Source organism: Streptomyces sp. DF42 (genome assembly GCF_058267695.1).
In genome coordinates this window covers 90,932-106,090 of the sequence record NZ_CM177859.1, presented here as the reverse complement: position 1 = coordinate 106,090, position 15,159 = coordinate 90,932, and the positions used below count along the sequence as shown (strand labels likewise).

The 15,159-nt window shown below is 69.8% G+C and carries 14 protein-coding genes and 3 pseudogenes; 8 read left to right on the top strand and 9 right to left on the bottom strand.

Annotated elements, in window-relative coordinates; all coding sequences use genetic code 11:
• Positions 1–728: 728 nt before the first annotated feature.
• Positions 729–1,406, bottom strand: a complete 678-nt coding sequence (locus ACYUED_RS00565) for a hypothetical protein (protein WP_491290354.1) — start codon at positions 1,404–1,406, stop codon at positions 729–731.
• 589 nt (positions 1,407–1,995) lie between these two features.
• On the opposite strand from ACYUED_RS00565, the gene ACYUED_RS00560 reads away from it, so the two are divergent.
• On the top strand, positions 1,996–2,286 hold the full coding sequence (locus ACYUED_RS00560) for a hypothetical protein (protein ID WP_491290353.1): 291 nt from the start codon (positions 1,996–1,998) through the stop codon (positions 2,284–2,286).
• A gap of 319 nt (positions 2,287–2,605) precedes the next feature.
• Positions 2,606–4,021, top strand: a complete 1,416-nt coding sequence (locus ACYUED_RS00555; protein ID WP_491290352.1) for a DEAD/DEAH box helicase — start codon at positions 2,606–2,608, stop codon at positions 4,019–4,021.
• 200 nt (positions 4,022–4,221) lie between these two features.
• On the opposite strand, the gene ACYUED_RS00550 is transcribed toward ACYUED_RS00555, so the two are convergent.
• Positions 4,222–5,934, bottom strand: a complete 1,713-nt coding sequence (locus ACYUED_RS00550; protein WP_491290351.1) for a helix-turn-helix transcriptional regulator — start codon at positions 5,932–5,934, stop codon at positions 4,222–4,224.
• Positions 5,935–6,028: 94 nt separating this feature from the next.
• Positions 6,029–6,150 (bottom strand): annotated as a pseudogene (locus tag ACYUED_RS00545) (GTP cyclohydrolase I); the annotation flags it as partial.
• A 132-nt stretch (positions 6,151–6,282) separates the two neighbouring features.
• On the opposite strand from ACYUED_RS00545, the gene ACYUED_RS00540 reads away from it, so the two are divergent.
• Both ACYUED_RS00540 and ACYUED_RS00535 read left to right on the top strand, forming a co-directional pair.
• On the top strand, positions 6,283–7,110 hold the full coding sequence (locus tag ACYUED_RS00540) for a ZIP family metal transporter (protein ID WP_491290350.1): 828 nt from the start codon (positions 6,283–6,285) through the stop codon (positions 7,108–7,110).
• A gap of 128 nt (positions 7,111–7,238) precedes the next feature.
• A pseudogene (locus ACYUED_RS00535) lies at positions 7,239–7,484 on the top strand (hypothetical protein); the annotation flags it as partial.
• 197 nt (positions 7,485–7,681) lie between these two features.
• On the opposite strand, the gene ACYUED_RS00530 reads toward ACYUED_RS00535, so the two are convergent.
• From ACYUED_RS00530 to ACYUED_RS00515, 4 genes are all read right to left on the bottom strand, one after another.
• Entirely contained in the window at positions 7,682–8,743 is a 1,062-nt protein-coding gene (locus ACYUED_RS00530; protein WP_491290349.1) for a YihY/virulence factor BrkB family protein, read from the bottom strand.
• A 69-nt stretch (positions 8,744–8,812) separates the two neighbouring features.
• Positions 8,813–9,505, bottom strand: a complete 693-nt coding sequence (locus tag ACYUED_RS00525; protein WP_491290348.1) for a DUF6766 family protein — start codon at positions 9,503–9,505, stop codon at positions 8,813–8,815.
• An 82-nt stretch (positions 9,506–9,587) separates the two neighbouring features.
• On the bottom strand, positions 9,588–9,968 hold the full coding sequence (locus ACYUED_RS00520; protein WP_491290347.1) for a hypothetical protein: 381 nt from the start codon (positions 9,966–9,968) through the stop codon (positions 9,588–9,590).
• A 472-nt stretch (positions 9,969–10,440) separates the two neighbouring features.
• On the bottom strand, positions 10,441–11,073 hold the full coding sequence (locus tag ACYUED_RS00515) for a type III effector protein (protein WP_491290346.1): 633 nt from the start codon (positions 11,071–11,073) through the stop codon (positions 10,441–10,443).
• Between the two features lie 127 nt (positions 11,074–11,200).
• Here ACYUED_RS00515 and ACYUED_RS00510 point away from each other — a divergent pair, with 127 nt between their 5' ends.
• From ACYUED_RS00510 to ACYUED_RS00500, 3 genes are all read left to right on the top strand, one after another.
• Entirely contained in the window at positions 11,201–11,632 is a 432-nt protein-coding gene (locus ACYUED_RS00510; protein ID WP_491290345.1) for an Hsp20/alpha crystallin family protein, read from the top strand.
• A gap of 103 nt (positions 11,633–11,735) precedes the next feature.
• The gene (locus ACYUED_RS00505) at positions 11,736–12,131 is read left to right on the top strand and encodes a DUF2267 domain-containing protein (RefSeq protein ID WP_491290344.1); all 396 of its coding nucleotides are present in this window, start codon (positions 11,736–11,738) and stop codon (positions 12,129–12,131) included.
• Positions 12,132–12,186: 55 nt separating this feature from the next.
• Positions 12,187–12,624: a DUF2267 domain-containing protein gene (locus tag ACYUED_RS00500; protein WP_491290343.1), complete on the top strand. Its 438-nt coding sequence runs from the start codon at positions 12,187–12,189 to the stop codon at positions 12,622–12,624.
• A 497-nt stretch (positions 12,625–13,121) separates the two neighbouring features.
• Here the strand turns inward: ACYUED_RS00500 and ACYUED_RS00495 are convergent.
• Both ACYUED_RS00495 and ACYUED_RS00490 read right to left on the bottom strand, forming a co-directional pair.
• A pseudogene (locus ACYUED_RS00495) lies at positions 13,122–13,322 on the bottom strand (IS256 family transposase); the annotation flags it as partial.
• Positions 13,323–13,566: 244 nt separating this feature from the next.
• Positions 13,567–14,409, bottom strand: coding sequence for a nuclease (locus ACYUED_RS00490; protein ID WP_491290342.1), 843 nt, complete (start codon positions 14,407–14,409; stop codon positions 13,567–13,569).
• A gap of 353 nt (positions 14,410–14,762) precedes the next feature.
• Between ACYUED_RS00490 and ACYUED_RS00485 the strand changes: the two genes are divergently transcribed.
• Positions 14,763–15,116, top strand: a complete 354-nt coding sequence (locus ACYUED_RS00485; protein ID WP_491290341.1) for a hypothetical protein — start codon at positions 14,763–14,765, stop codon at positions 15,114–15,116.
• Positions 15,117–15,159 lie beyond the last annotated feature (43 nt).

Below are 15,159 nucleotides of genomic sequence, written 5' to 3'. Positions count from 1 at the left end.
CTGATGAATCCACCGGTCAACTCATGAAGCGAGGAGATTCAGGGCATGGCTGATCGCCTCGTCAATAAGTGACATAAGCAATGAGCTGTGAGCTATGAGCAACTAAACGCATGTGCGTCTATGCCTGGAACAGGCGGCGTGTCTTCCCGGCGAGCCGGGTCAGCACTTTCCGTGAGAGCCCACACCGCGGGAATGCGCGGCCACAACAAGGCACCGTTCGGTACCGCCCGCGCGCTCGAACGGTCCTTGACTGCCTGCAGCGGCCACAACGAGCAGGACCTGTACCAGCGGGTCGGCGCAGTCGTACACCACGGGCGGAGCCGGCACCATCAGGGCCGCAGCGGCAGCCGGAGCAGCGCAGATGAGCGTTCCGCGGAGCCTCCACCAGTTCTGCTTCGCCAGCCGTGTCGACCGACTTGGCATCGGCAGAGCTCACCCGTCCCCTGAACCGGCCACCCACTCACGTCTGGGGAACCTCCGCCACGCCCTCGATTCCGACGAGGCGGAGAGGGTCCTGGCCGGCGGAGTCCGGATCCGCGCCGATGGTGCAGCGACTGCCGCCTGGCGACTGACTGACCTTCGGCAACCAGGCCGCACGTGGAACGGTCGTCGCCAGGCCGCGTTTGCGGCGAGCCCAGTCAAGTAGGGCCCCTCGGTCGCTCGAACGCCGCTGTCGCGGTGGTGGCGGATCCCCGAGGGGCAGCACCACCACGCAGCCCGGCTGGAATTTACGGGTGGGAGCTGATGACACCGCCCGCGCTGAGCACGATGTATATGCCGTTGGCGTCGAGCCCGGCGTCATGCTGGTTCGCGTTCAGCGTGGCGTCCACTGCTCCGTCGTTGCCGAGGATCTGCGCGCGGTAGCGCAGTGCGCCGATCTTGGTGACCTTGGCCTTCCAGCCGCCGGCGAGCTTGAACGTGCCCGGCCCGGAGTGTCCACCGCCCATCCAGGAATGGACCTCGCCGCCCAGCGTGAGCACCACGAACATGTCGTTGGCGTCGAGCCCGGCATCCTGCTCGTCCGTCTCCAGCGTGGCCGCAACTGAACCGCGGCTGACGATCTCGGCACGATAGCGCTGGGCACCGAGCTCGTAGATCTTGGCCGTGCTGCCGTCTGCCAGGGTCTGGGTGCGGACCTGGGATGTGCGGCTGGCAGGAGCGGCCTGCGCGGTGGTGTGGTGCGAGGCGGGTGGCTCGGTCCCCGGGCTGGTCCGGGTGATGCCCGCGCCGGTCCTGGAGCCGCCTCCCGGGCCGCTGTTGCCGGCGGAGTGGGAGGCGGAGTCCTGCTTCCGCGAAGTGGCGCCGGTATCGTGGCCCCCGCTCTGACAGGCGGTCAGCGAGAACGACGCAACGGCGGCCACGGCAGCCACCAGGCCGACGGAACGGGCGGTAAGGCGAGCGGTCATGATCGAAGTCCCCCATGGATCACCAGGATCCGGCATCCGCGCCTGCTACCGCGCGGCGACCGGCCGGATCTGCCGTTAGCTACACCTCGTCAGATGACACCAGGGCACGAGTTGTTCACCGAGGTTCTGTCCGCATTCGGTAACAAGGGAACTCGATGTCGGTCGGGCGTCCGACCATCCCGAACGAAGTCCCTCCCTGACCCCCTAACCCTTGACCCCTGACCGCCGCCACACCCACCGGATCATCCAGATCCGCGAAAGCCCACGGAGCCGTCCCGTGGGTGACGACACCTCTCAGACGCCCGCGTTTCCGCGGCCGATGACGTTTCGCCCCGGGTGGCCCGTGGTGCTCAGGGGCCGACCGGGGATCGTGCACCGGTCGGCCCGAGCCCGCCGTACACCGTCCTGTCGGAATGTGTTTGCCGTTGACGCGAGCGGTAACGCGAAGTCCATGAATCAATCGAACAGCGGCACGAATCAAGATTCCGTATCCAAGCGGAGCGCATCCTCCAAGGCCCGGCGGGCCACAGCGAAGGCGACTGCTCCCGCATCGCAGGCGGCAGACAAGGCAGCCGAGAAGTCCGACGACGTGACGTCAGCAGCAGTGGACACGGCCGAGCGCACGGCCGGGGCGACCAACGCCGTCGTGCACGGCGCGGCCGAGCGTGTCCAAGCCGGCCGCCAGGCCGTCATCGCCGCCTCGGGACAGGCCCTGGCCTTCGCCAAGACGGCATGGACCTTGATCGCCAACCGAAAGCTCCTCGCCGCCGGCGTGGGGGCGGGCGTGTCAGTTTTGGGTGCCACGTCATATCTGGCGGGGCGTCGTGCGGGCCGCCGCACGCACGGCCCCCTCACCCGTCTGACCGGCGGGCGGATCTGAGGTGAGGCGGACCCCGCCACCCGTGGCGGGGTCGCCGGCCGGGACCACAACTCGCGTGACCGACGCCCGACATCGGGAGACCACGAGCGCGCCCCCGTCCCCAGGTACCCACCTGCCGACCGGCTCTGTGTCTCCGCCTCGCCAGCGGTGCCGGTGGAGCGATCAGCCGCACAACGCCAGGCCGTCACCTGTGTTAGCCTCACACGTTTGCGTGCTCGCGGCGGCTGGCGACTCTGCCGTTTGTTCCATTGCTTCGTTTCGTCGGCTGCTCATTCCTACCGGGCCTTCCTCGGTACGTTCCCCATGCGGAAGGCTCTTCATGACCCACCCCGACTTGCCCGGCACCTCGCACGGCGACTTCGCCCAGCAGGTGACCACGGCCCCAAAGGTGCCTGGGACAGTCTCCTTCGCCGACCTGGACCTGCCGGCCGAGGTGCTGCGTACGCTCACCGAACTCGACGTGCACGAGCCCTTCCCGATCCAGGCGGCCACGCTGCCCAATGCCCTCGCGGGACGCGACGTCCTGGGGCGCGGGCGCACCGGGTCGGGCAAGACGCTCGCCTTCGGCCTGCCGCTGCTCACACGGACGGCCGGGCGGCGCGCGGAACCGAAGCAGCCCCTCGCTCTGATCCTGGTGCCCACCCGGGAGCTGGCCCAGCAGGTCACCGAGGCGCTTTCGCCCTACGCCGACGCATTGCGCCTGCGGATGGCCACAGTCGTCGGCGGCATGTCGATCGGCCGGCAAACGGCTGCTTTGCGCGACGGAGCCGAGGTCGTCGTCGCCACCCCGGGCCGTCTGCACGACCTCATCGAGCGCGGTGCCTGCCGCCTGGGACGAGTACGGATCACGGTCCTGGACGAGGCCGACCAGATGTGCGACATGGGCTTCCTGCCGCAGGTGACCGAGGCGCTCGACCAGGTGCACCTCGACGGTCAGCGGATGCTGTTCTCGGCCACCCTGGACCGCGACGTCGACGACCTGGTCGACCGCTACCTCCACGACCCCGTCGTCCACTCGGTCGACCCGTCGGCGGGCGCGGTCTCGACGATGGACCACCATGTCCTCCTCGTGCATGGCCCCGACCGGTACGCCGTCACCACGGAGATCGCCGCCCGCGACGGCCGCGTACTGCTGTTCATGGACACCAAGCACGCCGTCGACCAACTGACCAAGCACCTGCGGGCCAGCGGAGTGCACGCCGCGGCCCTGCACAGCGGCAAGTCCCAGCCGCAGCGCACACGGACCCTGGCGCAGTTCAAGACCGGTCAGATCACCGTCCTGGTGGCGACCAATGTCGCGGCCCGTGGCCTGCATGTCGACGATCTCGATCTCGTGGTCAACGTCGACCCGCCCACCGACCCCAAGGACTATCTGCACCGCGCGGGCCGCACCGCCCGCGCCGGTGAGTCCGGCAGCGTCGTCACTCTGGTGCTTTCGGGCCAGCGCCGCGAGATGAGTCATCTGATGGCCGGAGCCGGCATCAAGCCGACCATCACCAGGGTGCGCTCGGGCGAGGCGGAACTGAGCCGGATCACCGGCGCCAAGGCCCCCTCCGGCACCCCGCTCGACGGCGGGTCGGCCTCACCCCGGCCGAAGAACACCAACGCACCCTTCCGCGGCATGGGCACCAGCAAGGACACCGCCCGCGCCTCCGGCGGCAAGTCGCGGAGGGCCGGCGAGGCCCAGAAGCTCGCCGAGGCCCGCAAGGCGGCCGCAGTGCGTCGCGGCGGCTGAGAGCCGAAGCCCATGGGCCGGGCTGGTCCGTCGCAACGCCAACCCGGCATCGCGAGAAGCCCCCGGCTTCAGCCGGGGGAGGAGTCACGTAGCCGCACTCGAGGGCGCGTGCTCGGTCACCGGCCCGCTGCTCGCCCACCTGGGCAGCTCGGCGGTCCGCGGCCATGGCCGCCTTGGACAGGACCGGACGCAGGACGTTGTCAGGTGGACCGGTACAGCTGCGCGCCCGGGCCGTCCTCGGCGAAATCCTGGTAGATGGCGGGCAGTTGGGCCCGGCCCGTCACGTTCAGCTTGCGGTAGATCCGGGTCAAATGCTGTTCGACCGTGCTGACGGTGACACACAGCTGGTCGGCGATCTCCCGGTTGGAGTGCCCCCACGAAGCCAACGACGCGACCCTGCGTTCTGCGGCGCTCAGCGGATCCTCGGCGTCCTCGGCGGGAGCTTCCGGCGCGGCTTCCGCGTCGTTGGTCAACAGGGAGCGGTGCAGGGGCGCGGCGCCGCACTGCACGGCCAGCCGCAGCGCCTGGTGCAGAGCGTGCCGGGCGGGGCGGGTCTCGCCGACGGCCCGCTGGGCAGAGCCGAGGGCCGCGAGCGACCGGGCCAGTTCGAACCGGTCTCCGGTCAGTCGCTGAAGCGTCACGGCGTTGTTGAGGATCGCCACCCTGCGCCGCGGCTCGGCGAGGTCGGCGAGCAGGCGCAGCGCTACGCCCCGAGGGCTGGACTTCGCCGGACCCGGCCGGGCCAGTTCCTCCTCGAGGAGTCTGCGTGCCTCCTCCCCTCGCCCCAGGCTCAGATGGACGGTGGCGGCGGCGCTGCGCCACGCCACGAACATGGGCAGGTCCATGTTCCAGGCGCTTGCCTTTTCCCCGCAGGCCACGAAGTCCCCCAGGGCGGCGTCCAGCCGTTCCGCGGCATGATGATGATGGCCGCGGGCGTACAGGTAGTGGATCCCGTACCAGGATCCGAACATCTCCTCCGGCACGGGGAACTGCAGATGCTCCTCGGCGACGTCGTACGCACCCATCGCGGTCGCGGCCAGAACGAGCATGCTCACCGGCAGGCCCACCGGGAGTCCCCAACTGCGCGGCGGGACAAGGGTCACGGCGGAGCGCGCGTGACGCAGCGCCGTCGTCAGGTCGCCCTGGCGCAGGGCGACCTCCGCCTGTACGGCGGCGAGTCTGGCCTGCCACGCCGGTGCGGGTCGGGCGGCCACGGCTGCCGCACACCTGGCGGACCAGTGGGCGGCGCGGTCCTGCCGGCCGGTGTAGAGCAGAGTGAGGAGCGCCGACTCCACGCTGTCGACGTTGTCCGTGGTCTCCAGGCGGCACGTGCCCAGCATCTGCTCCGCGCGGCGGGCGACGGATTCCCCGCCTCCGCCCCGCAGCGTGCGGGACAGCAGGCCGTCGGCCGAAACGGCGGCCGCGTCCGGCGCTGCCTCCTGGACCGCAGAGACGGGCTCGGGGCCGGGATCGGGGGACGGGCGCAGAAGTGCGGACGGATACCCTATGCGCAGCCAGGCACGCAGTTGCCCGAGAAGGATCGGGCACGTCGCGTCGGGGGCCCTGAGCAGGCCGAGCAGGGAAAGGGCCTCCCCGCGACGGCCGAACCAGAGCAGCGACTTGACGAGCGCCACAGCGGAACCCTGCGGCACCCGGCCGTCGAGGGCCGCCTCGACCAGCGAGTCGAGACGCCGTTCGACGGCCGCGGGGTTGATCCGCCACTCCAGCTGGATCAGCTGCGCCGCGGTGACGGCTCGGGCGGCGGGATCGTCCGTGCTGTCGAGGGCGAGCTGCAGACAGGTGACGGCGAACGGCAGGTCTTCGCGAAGACACGCCGCCTCGGCCGCGTCGGACAACGTCGAGCGGACCCAGCCGTCGTGGACGGGTCCCGCGGCCGCCAGATGCCGGGCCACCAGGAGAGATGAAGCCCCCTCCTGGTGCAGGAGTCGTGCCGCGCGGGCGTGAGCATCGGAGATGACCTCCGGGGAGGTGTCCTCAAGGATCCCGGTCGGTGACCTGTTTGGTCAGCCGCTCCTGCACCTGCGGGCGGTAGGAGAAGTGCTCGAGGGCGCGGGCCGGTTTCGACAGCCCAGGATCCGGCCACCGGGCAGGTAGCCGACGTGGGCGGTCTCCGGGGCGGTGCCGGAGAGTATGGAATTCGCCAAGCTTTCTCAAAATCGACCCACAGATATCTATTAGGTAAGGCTTGCCTCATCTAGGTTCGGGGGTACTTCTCCGCTCTTCCAACTGGAGTCCCCCTCATGTCCGGTTCCCAGGTAGTCCTGCTCGGCGCCATCGCAGGGTTCACCATCTACCTCGGCCTGCCCCTAGGCCGTCTGCGCAACCCGAGTCCCCGGCTGCGCGCAGGTCTGAACGCCGTGGCCATCGGCATCCTGATCTTCCTGGTCTGGGACGTCCTGACACACGCCTGGGAGCCGGTCGATGGCGCGTTGGGCAAGCACGACTGGGGAACCGTGGCCTCTGGGGGTCTCACCCTGGCCGTGGGCCTCGGAGTCGGGCTGATGAGCCTGGTCTACTACGACGGCTGGATCGCCCGCCGTGCGGCCTCGGCTGCGCGGCCCGCGGGCCCCGGTGCAGCCGCATCCGCCGAGCTGGCCCCCAGGGTCCGCAGCCAGGCCGGCTCGCTCGCGCTGATGATCGCGACCGGCATCGGACTGCACAACTTCGCCGAGGGCCTGGCCATCGGCAACTCCGCCGCCCAGGGCGAACTCTCCCTCGCCGTACTCCTCATCATCGGCTTCGGTCTGCACAACGCCACCGAAGGGTTCGGCATCGTCGCCCCGCTGGCCGCCGAGGGCGAACGCCCCTCATGGGCCACGCTGCTGCTGCTCGGTTTGATCGGCGGCGGCCCGACCTTCCTCGGCACCGTGGTCGGCCAGCACGTCGTCAACGACACCGTGTCGATCGCCTTCCTGGGTCTGGCCGCGGGGTCGATCCTCTACGTGGTCATCGAGCTGCTGGCCGTTGCCCGCAAGGCCGCGCTGAAGACCCTGACCACCTGGTGCGTCCTGCTCGGCCTCGTCCTCGGCTTCGCCACCGACGCCATCGTCACCGCCGCCGGGGCCTGAAGCTCCCGCACCGTCTGCCGACAGCTGCCCCCGAGAAGAGTCGCGGGCAGCTGACGTGCGTGTTCCCTGTGAAGTTCTGCGCGTAGAACTGACAGCCGGCGGATGCGGCACTGGTATGTACGCGCGGCGCGCCCGCGACGGTGACGCACGGTTGTGAACCAGGCCTGCTGCTTCTGCGTGACCTGGGCGCACTGCACGTGAGCGCCGCGGAGAATTCCTTGAACGGGGAGATGATCGCGCAGATCGCACAGGCCACCAAGGACGAAGCGTTGCTCGCCGTGGTGGCCGAGTGCCACCCGCAGACCCTGCGCCAGATGCGCTGGACCAACACCATGATCAAGAATCTCGCCCCCCAGGTCCTGACAAGCCTGTGACAAGCCGTCTACGCCACAGTCGGCCCGGCGGATCCGGCCGGCCCATGGGGGTGGCGACCACGGTCCGCGGTTTCGCGTTCGTGTTCATCGACACCTCACGCAACGCGACCCGGTCATCGGACGTGATGCCGCCCAGCGCGCCTGGCCGGCCGACGCGCCCGTCATGCCAGGCGCTTGTCGCTCTGGCGGCCGCCGTTTCACGACCCGAGGCGGCGGCGGTCCTCCTCGTCCCAAGCGCGGGTGTCGCGCGGCTCGACGTACGGCTCCTCCTCGGCCGGGTGGCCGCCCGCCACGGCGCGCTGGCGGGCCAGCTCCGCGTCGAACTCCAGGCCCAGCAGGATCGCGAGATTCGTGATCCACAGCCACACCAGAAAAATGATCACGCCGGCGAAGGTGCCGTAGGTCTTGTTGTACGAGGCGAAGTTGGCCACGTACAGCGCGAACCCGGCGGAGGCGATCATCCAGATCACCAGCGCCAGGAAGCTGCCCGGCGTGATCCAGCGGAAGCCGCGGACCCTCGCGTTGGGCGTCGCCCAGTACAGGATCGCGATCATGATCGTGACCAGGACCACCAGCACCGGCCACTTTGCGATCGACCACACCGTGAGCGCCGTGTCGCCCACACCGAGCGTGGCGCCGAGCTGGCGGGCGAGGCCGCCGGTGAACACGACGATCACCGCGCTGATCACGGCCATGATCATCAGCGCCAGGGTCACGCCGACCCGCACTGGGAGTACTTTCCACACCGGACGGCCCTCGGGAACGTCGTAGACCGCGTTGGCGCTGCGGATGAACGCGGCCACGTAACCGGACGCCGACCACACAGCCAGCATCAGGCCGACGATCGCCATGAGCGAACCGAGCCCGCCGTGGCCCTGCATCTGGCTCACCGCACTGCGCAGGATGTCCTGCGCGGGACCAGGAGCGAGCTTCTGGACGTTGTCCAGCACGGCCTGGGTGGCCGACTGCCCGACGATGCCCAGCAGCGACACCAGCGCCAGAAGCGCGGGGAACAACGCCAGGATGCTGTAGTACGTCAGCGCCGCGCCCCGGTCTGCGAGTTCGTCCTTCTTGAACTCCTTGAGGGTGCCTTTCAGCACCGCAGTCCAAGAGCGTTTGGGCAGGTCCGTCAACTTGTCCGGAGCCCGCTCCGCCACCTGCTCGTCCGGCCCGTCATCAGCCGCCCGCACGTCCTCGTCGTGCCGGTCGGCCTCGGGGGGCCTGCCGTGCCTTCCATGCCGTCCCAGTGTCCGTACCATTCCGCACGGGTATCCGGGCCTCCGCCACCTATGCGCACATTCATCACATATCGGACTCTCTTCGTGTTCTCAGCCTTCCACTCCGGTGGCGTCGTGGGCCGCTCCCACCGGCTTCGACTCCGGGGAGCCACGCTGCCGCAGGTAGACCGAGAGCACGGCCATTGAGGCGACGGCGAGCAGTTCGGACTGCCAGTTCTGCAGGGTGCGGCTCCAGAAGTCCGCCGCGCCGAGGTAGTCGGCCCAACTCAGCGGCGCCTGCAGCTGTCGGAGCCGTTGTTCGTTGTAGGCGGCCGTGCCGGTGATCGACTGGACGAGCCAGGACAGCAGGAAGATCGTGCCCATGACCAGCAGCAGCGAGTGAGAGTAGAGCGCGCGCCGCCATCCGCCGGCCTTGGCCCACTTCGGCGAGTTATCCCTGGCATGCTCACCGACCAGCTGGTCCTCGTCGGACTCGGTGCCGGCCTTGTGCAGTTGCTTGGACTCGGGGGAGCCGCGCTGCAGCAGCCAGACGGTCACGCCGATGTACAGGAAGAACTGCAGGTACTCCGACTGCCAGTTCTCCGAGACATCGACCGCGAAGTCGGACGTGGTGATGTACTCGGCGAACGAGACCTGCGGGAGCTGATCCACGGCCAGCTGGTTGTTGAAATCGGCGTGGCCTGCGATCGCCTGCCCGACCAGGGCGAGCAGGAACGCGACGGTGAAGGCCAGCCCGAGCCCGTTGTCCCGCACAAAGCCCCGCACGCCTCCGCGCCCGCTCATCGGTGCATCATCCCCGGGCCGCCAGGTAGACGAGACCGACCGCGATGATGCCGACGACGACGGTGAACATGACCTTCACGCCTCACCCGCCCTTGATCCGGCACTGATACGGCTCCCGCGGCTGCGGCTCGCAGCCGGCGGCCACGACCTTCCAGCCGGAGGTGACGTGGGAGAGGAACAGGGTGTCGGAGGAGAGCACCGTCCGGGCCTGGCTCCCGTAGACGTCTGTCCGTTCCACAGCCCCTCCTGCCGGCAGCGACTCCCCGCCCAGCGCCTCGGCACACGGACGGCCGGCCGACTGCTCCAGCTCCTGCACGGTCGCGGGCGCGAGAAGGGCGCACACCCGCTCGTACGCGCCGTCACCGAGATCCTGCTCGAACAGGGCGGTCGTGCCGCGTACCTCGTCCCGTCGTTCCGCCACCGTGCCGCACCCGCCGACGGCCAGCAGAACGAGAGCGGTCACACCGCACGCACGCCTCACCATCCGCCCACCTCCGTCGGCAGTACATCGCGCCGTATCGCCGGCGGGCGGCTACCGCGCCCCGGCCTTCCCCCGCTCGGCCGATCGATGAGCGAAGCCGCCGTCGGCAGATGCGCCTCGTCCCTGCTGCGGCACCGGCACCTGGCGGACGTGGAGGGCGCGGGTGCAGGGTGACGAGCTGGTTGGCCAGGCGGTGCGCTTGGATCAACAGCACGCCGTAGGTGGCGACTTCGTGGGATCGTCCGGCCGCGAGTGGGCCGGCCGGTCACGCAGCACGTCGAGCGCGCAGCGCCGCCTTGGCCGCCTGGATGGCGAGGTCCCTGTCCCGGACCCCATGCGAGTGCGGGTGCCACCGGTTCGTGCGCCCGCACGCGCTACGTCCTTGCTGCGCTCGCAGAGCTGTGTCACGTGACGGCAGGAGGATCTCGCGCGCGCCTTGGGGCAGCGGATGGGTTCAGGACGGTGTGAGTGCGTCGAGTTGTGCGGCGAGGTCGGGGTGGGTGGCGGTCAGGTGGAGGCGGGTGGCGTTGAGGGGGCGGATGAGTTCGGCGGGGTCGTCGTGGGCGAGGGCCGCGTGGAGCCGGCTGAGCGGGAGGCGGGCCGTGGGGGGCAGGTCGGTGAGGGCGATGATCTGGCCGGCGATGCGGCGCAGGTCGGCTGCGTGGTGGCGGGCCCAGGTGGCGGTGGTGCGGTCGGCGGCGCGGCGTTCGCGGGTGGCCTGGACGCGTTGTTCGCCGGTGGTTCCGGCGGCGCCGGGGCGGCCGCGCAGGTAGCGGCGTTCGGCGGCCTGGCGGCTGGCGACGCCGAGGGGGTGGGCGAGGTCGGCCCAGCTGGCTCCCGCGTCGCGGGCGGTCTCGATCAGGCCGGTCTCCCATCCGGCGAGCTGCTCGCGCACCTGTCGCAGCAGCAGCAACGAGGCCAGCGCCTGCTCCGCGCCGGGGCCGGGCGCATCCGGGGTGTCCGGGGACTCTCGCCTGGCGTCGTGCAGGGCGTCGTCTATGGCGTTCAGGGCCGCCGCGGCGGCCAGGAACGATGCCGGGCTGTGCGCATTCGTGCTGGTCGTGGGCGGCTGGTCGGCTGCGGTCACGGGCACCTCCTCCTGCTGTCATCACATGGACGACATAGCGTTTGTCATCCATTGGATGACATGTTACAACGGTGTCAGTGAAGCGCATTGGCAGCAACTGCCTGAACCTGCTGGAGGTGTATTCACGATGTTGATGCGCACTGACCCCTTCCGTGAGCTGGACCGGCTGACACAGCAGCTGATGGGCCCGGGCACCTGGTCCCGCCCGTCGGCGATGCCGATGGACGCCTACCGCGAGGGCGATGAGTACGTGGTGGCCTTCGACCTGCCGGGCGTCGCAGCGGACGCGATCGACATCGACGTCGAGCGGAACATGCTCACCGTCAAGGCCGAGCGGCGGCCGGTGGCGAAGACCGACGACGTTCAGATGGAACTGTCCGAGCGGCCGCTGGGCGTCTTCTCCCGCCAGATCGTGCTCGCCGACACCCTCGACACCGAGCGCATCCAGGCCGACTACGACGCCGGCGTGCTCACCCTGCGCATCCCGATCGCCGAGCGCGCCAAGCCCCGCAAGATCTCCATCGGCGTCGGATCCGGCCACAAGGAGATCTCCGGCTGACACCTGCCGGACGGGTGCGGAGGGCGGGCACCTGATCTCCCCCTCGTCCCGCTCTCCGCACCCCCCTGGGGCAGTCCGAAGAAGAAAAGGGGTGGCTGCCGAAATGACTCTGCGACGCGAAGCGTTCCTCGGCCACGTGAAGGAACGCGGCGAGTACGGCACGGCGGATGAAGCCGAGCGCGCCGCCCGTGTGGTACTCGCCCTCCTCGGCGCGCACCTGGTCGGCGACGTCCGCGCCCATCTGGCGGCACGCCTTCCCGAGGGCTTCGCCCTGATCCTGCTCAACCCTCTGACGAGCGCCGAGCCGCTCTCTCCCGAGCGGTTCGTCCGCGCAACCGCCGCGTGGATCGAGGGCGCCACCGAGCAGACCGCGGCCTGGGACGTCAGCGCCGTGCTGTCCACCGTCGCCGACGCCGCCGGTGAGGACCTGATGGGCCAGATCCTGCTCCAGCTCCCCGTCGGCTACGACCTGCTCTTCGGCCGCCCCCGGCCCACCTGACATCCCGCACGCCGGTGCCCGGACACCGGCCACAGCAAGAAAGGCAACCACCCCCGTGATCTCCGACCGGCACGCACCGTCCCAGCAGCCGTACGGGACGGCATACGAGCAGATGCTGGAGAAGGTCCGCTACGAGGGCGCCTACCCCACCCGCGAGAAGGCCGACGAAGCCGTCCGCCTGGTTCTTGCCGGACTGGGGCGCCAGCTGACCGGCGACGAACGCGTCGATCTGGCCGCCTGCCTGCCACTGGAAGCCGCACGAATGCTGACCGCGCAGATCCCGGACACCCAGCCGCTGACCGGCTGGGCCTTCGTCAAGGACCTCGCCGCCCGCACCGGCGCCTCCCCGGCCACCGTCCGCTGGGACACCGGCTCCGTCTTCTCCGCCGTCGCCGCCCACGCCGGCCCGGCCCTGATCACCCGCGTCCTCCACCAACTCCCAACCGGCTACGCCCTGCTGTTCGGCCGTGCCGAACTCACCCCGGCCGCATAGGCGGCGACGTGCGTCCTCGGCGGCGTGGAGGAATGGCTCGACTTCGACGCGGGCCAGCTCCGGGCCGTCCGTGCGGCGGAAGGCGGCCTCCACGGACTTCACCGCGGTGAGGTTGCTGTAGACGATCACCGCGTTCATCAGCAGCACCAGCGAGGAGAACATCCAGGTCAGCAGCTGGGCCAGGTCGGCGCCCGCGAAGTTCACGGCGGCGGTGGCGGTCATCACGGCGGCCACGGCCACCGGGGCCTCGGTCCCGTGTCCGCCGACGTCGAAACGGAGCTTGTGCAAGTGCTGCGTACGGTGAGGCCATGGCACGCGACACCCTCACCCCGGACCAGATCGTCCGCACCGCCGTCGAGCTCCTGGACGCCGAGGGCCTCGAGGGGCTCAACATGCGCGCCTCGGGCAACCGGCTCAACTCCGCCGCCACGGCCATGTACTGGCACGTCAAGAACAAGGGCAACCTCGTCCTGCTCGCCACCGACCAGGTGTGGAGCGAGCTCACGCTGCCCGTGCCGGCCGTTGCGGACCACCAGCCGGCGACCGGCCTCGTCACGCTGCCCGGCGAGCTCGGCTATGTACTGGTCCACCTCCGCCTCCAGAGCGGCGGCCGGCATCCGCCGAGCACCCTCGCGGACGATCTCGTCGATCAGGGAACCGGCCTCAAGGCCGAGATCCGATGGCACCGAAGCATCGATCGACACCTTCACCGATCCACAGACATCTGAGCTGGGTAAGTCGTCAGGCCGCAGCGGCGAACGCCCTGCTCGGATCTAATGACTGACCGGTCTGCAGGCGGTGGTACAGGCAGCCCAGAAGGCGGTTGGACAGGTTCCGTATGGCCGCGGTGTGCCGGTCGCCAGCTGCTCGTTGCCTGTCGTAGTGCTCCTTGATGAGAGGTGAGGGAAGTCTGCGGCATCGGTCATGGGGGAGCCGCGCCTCTCAGCCCTCGTCGAAGAGCAGGTCTTCGACCGGGTGCGTCATACGGATGGTGTGGCCGTTGGTGACGTTGACGACGTGGTGCAGGCCCACGAGCCGCTCACCGGTGGACAGGACGGTCAGCTTGTCTTCCTTGCCGGCGAGGTACGCGGGGAAGCAGGAGACCGACATGCCGAGGTGGAGGTGGTCCATCAGCCGCCGGAACAGCTTGGGCAGGATGACGACGTCGTCGGTGATGGAGGACAGTCCGGTGACCTTGAAGCCGGAGTTGGTCACGTCATGCGGCCACAGACCCTGGCCGGCTGTCCGGACGCCTTGCGCGACGGAGGTGAGTTCCGCCCGCAGATCGCGGAACAGACTGGTGTAGAAGGTCGGGTAGACCAGGCCCAGCGAGGTCAGGTGGTGGTTGGCGGTCTGCCGCAGTAGCGGCACGTCGACGTTCACGGCCGTACCGCTGGCCGCGGGAGGAGCACCCCGGCCGACGAGGGACACGACGCGGCTGTACATGTCGGCGCCCCCGGTGAGGATGTAGCCGGGTGTGGTCTCGGGTGTCGAGGCGGCGACCTTCTCCCCCTTGCGCTGCACGGTGTTGAAGCCGAGCCAGGTGAGGAGTTCCTCCGCGGCGGCGTGGCCGAACTGAAGCGGTTGGTGTTCTCCCGCGTAGTGGGTCTCCAGCGCGTCGATGGCCTCCAGGCGGAGGGGGGCCTCACCGGCGGTGGCATGCACCGGATTCTTGCCCCGGACAAGCTTCCAGTCGTCCGGGTTGTCGGCGACGAAGTGGACGGTGTCTCCGTCCGGCTCGGTGTCCTTCAGACGGAACTTGCCCTGGATGAGCAGCATGGGCATGGCGACTCCAGTTGGGCTAGGGGTGGGCTAGGGGGTAACCAGCGTCCATCGAACGTTCGGGCGGTAGGTGGTTGATTGCCCAGTCCTGGACGCTACGGGGAGCATGTCGCATATGCCTGTTTTGCAGCCAAATAGGTTAACCGATTGCCGGGCAGGCGTAGGACGGTACGCCGCACACGTACGATCCCGGCTCATCTCGCCGACGGGGTTCGTGCCGAGCTTGGCGTTGGCTCGCCCGGCTGGGCGAGACACCGAGGGCCAGGAGCCGCAGGAAGTCGGCGCGCACGGTCCGGCCCGCTTCGTCGGGGCCATCGGGATCGCGGCCGGCGAGTGCGATCGTCAGGCGCGTATCGGTGCGCGCACTGGCCCACACCGTGGCCTGGGTCGGTCTCGGAACGGCCTTCCGGATACTGGCCACCGAAGCCTCCGCCTCCTTCGGGCGGGAGACGGCGGCCGCCCTGCTCGGCTGCTCGACGGACGGAGCCGAGGACGTCCTGGACGCGCTGGTGGACGCCAACCTGCTGCGCGAACGCGACCACGGGTGCTATCTCATGGACCGGCTCGCCCGGACCTACGCCCGGGAGCGGACCACCGTCGAGGGCTCCGGTGCCGGGATGGCCCGGGCCGGGGGAGGGCCGTACGGCCTGCCCGCCGCCGATCTCGACGCCACGACCTGGTCGGCGGCGCACGCGGGAGGCTCCCGATAGGGGCCGGCCGCACACCGTGCGCCGCCCGCCCGCCCGGCCATGC

Bases quoted from the DNA above. Each gene is read 5' to 3' on its own strand.
- ACYUED_RS00525 (WP_491290348.1), bottom strand. From the start codon at position 9,505: ATGAGCGGGCGCGGAGGCGTGCGGGGCTTTGTGCGGGACAACGGGCTC.
- ACYUED_RS00555 (WP_491290352.1), top strand. From the start codon at position 2,606: ATGACCCACCCCGACTTGCCCGGCACCTCGCACGGCGACTTCGCCCAG.
- ACYUED_RS00490 (WP_491290342.1), bottom strand. From the start codon at position 14,409: ATGCCCATGCTGCTCATCCAGGGCAAGTTCCGTCTGAAGGACACCGAG.
- ACYUED_RS00565 (WP_491290354.1), bottom strand. From the start codon at position 1,406: ATGACCGCTCGCCTTACCGCCCGTTCCGTCGGCCTGGTGGCTGCCGTG.
- ACYUED_RS00510 (WP_491290345.1), top strand. From the start codon at position 11,201: ATGTTGATGCGCACTGACCCCTTCCGTGAGCTGGACCGGCTGACACAG.
- ACYUED_RS00530 (WP_491290349.1), bottom strand. From the start codon at position 8,743: ATGGTACGGACACTGGGACGGCATGGAAGGCACGGCAGGCCCCCCGAG.
- ACYUED_RS00505 (WP_491290344.1), top strand. From the start codon at position 11,736: ATGACTCTGCGACGCGAAGCGTTCCTCGGCCACGTGAAGGAACGCGGC.
- ACYUED_RS00540 (WP_491290350.1), top strand. From the start codon at position 6,283: ATGTCCGGTTCCCAGGTAGTCCTGCTCGGCGCCATCGCAGGGTTCACC.